We start from the raw sequence: 1,272 nt of genomic DNA, 5'->3' as shown, positions 1-1,272 counted from the left end.
GCTCTATTTCGACGATCCCGATTTCGATTTCGAGCCTCCGCCGCCGGTCGACGTGATATTCCTACCTCCTCCACCGCCGGACTTTGTCGTGCTGCCGCCGCCTCCGCCGCCAGTCGATGTTTACGTCCTGCCGACGCCGGTCTTCGTCCCCGTGCCGGTCTGGGTCAGGCCGCCGCGTGACATCGTGCCGCCGCCGGACAACATCATTTTCAACAACATCCACAACACGACCGTCATCAACAACATCAATAACACCACGATCCGCAACGAGACCGCCAATCAGGCCGGGCAGCCAGACGGCAATGCAGAGGGCGGCCTCACCACCGGCCAGAAAATGACCGGAGCTGCCATCGGTGCCGGCGCGACGCTGGCGGCCAGGATCGCGCTGCCGCCGCTCTTGAAGAAGAGGGCGGCCGTATCCGGTCAGGCCCAGTTCAACCAGAATCAGGGCGCCTTGCCGCTGAAGCCCGGTCAGGGTGTGACGCAGGGCCAGCAGCCTGGTGCTGCGCGTCCGCTGTCGAAGAACCTGTCCACCCGCAAGCTCGGAACCGACCACGCCTTGCCGGGAGCCGATGGCAAAACGCTGCCGCTCGTCAACGGCAAGCCGGTGCTCAACGGCCGGAATCTGCCCAACGACAGGTCGAGGAAGCTGCTTGGCAAGCAAGGCATTGTGGAGGGCAACCAGGAGGCGACGGGAAATGCCGGCGCCGCGGCGACCGGAGTGCAGGGCACGGATCAGCGGAAGGGCAAGAAATTCCGCAAACTGCCGACCGTCAACGGCTTACCGGCCGACAACGGACTCAACTCACGGGAGAAGTTAAGGAAGAACAATCCCAACGCGTTGTCCGACCAGGGCAACGGCAAACCGAAAAGGCTGATGCGCAAGGATTTGTCAGCCGGCCGGTCCATAGTCGAGCCAGGCGATCAGGGCTCGGCCAACAGAAACGACAAAGGCAGAAAATTCGGCAAGCTGCCGACCGTCAATGGTGAGCCGGCTGACAACCGGACGAGCGTGCGGAAGCACCTGAGGAGGAACAATCCGGACGGGTTCTCCGACCAGGGCTCGATCGACAGGAACGTCAAGAAGGTCCGCAGACCGCCGACCGTCAATGGTGAGCCGGCCGACAATGGGCCGAGTATGCAGAAGCGGCTCAGGAAGAACAATCCGGATGTCTTCTCCGGCGAGAATCAGGGCTCCGCCGGCGGGAACGACCGGGCCAGGAAGTTCCGCAGGCCGCAGAACGAGGAAGGTTCCGTCGGCCCCGAAGTCAA

At 63.3% G+C, this 1,272-nt stretch carries 1 pseudogene; it reads left to right on the top strand.

Annotated elements, in window-relative coordinates:
* Nucleotides 1-88: 88 nt before the first annotated feature.
* Nucleotides 89-1,272 (top strand): annotated as a pseudogene (locus tag EOA28_RS39325) (peptidase C14 caspase catalytic subunit p20); the annotation flags it as partial.

This window comes from Mesorhizobium sp. M2A.F.Ca.ET.067.02.1.1, from assembly GCF_004023285.1.
Classification (GTDB): domain Bacteria; phylum Pseudomonadota; class Alphaproteobacteria; order Rhizobiales; family Rhizobiaceae; genus Mesorhizobium.
Note: the sequence above shows the minus strand (reverse complement) of the source record. Positions and strands in the feature narration are given on the sequence as shown.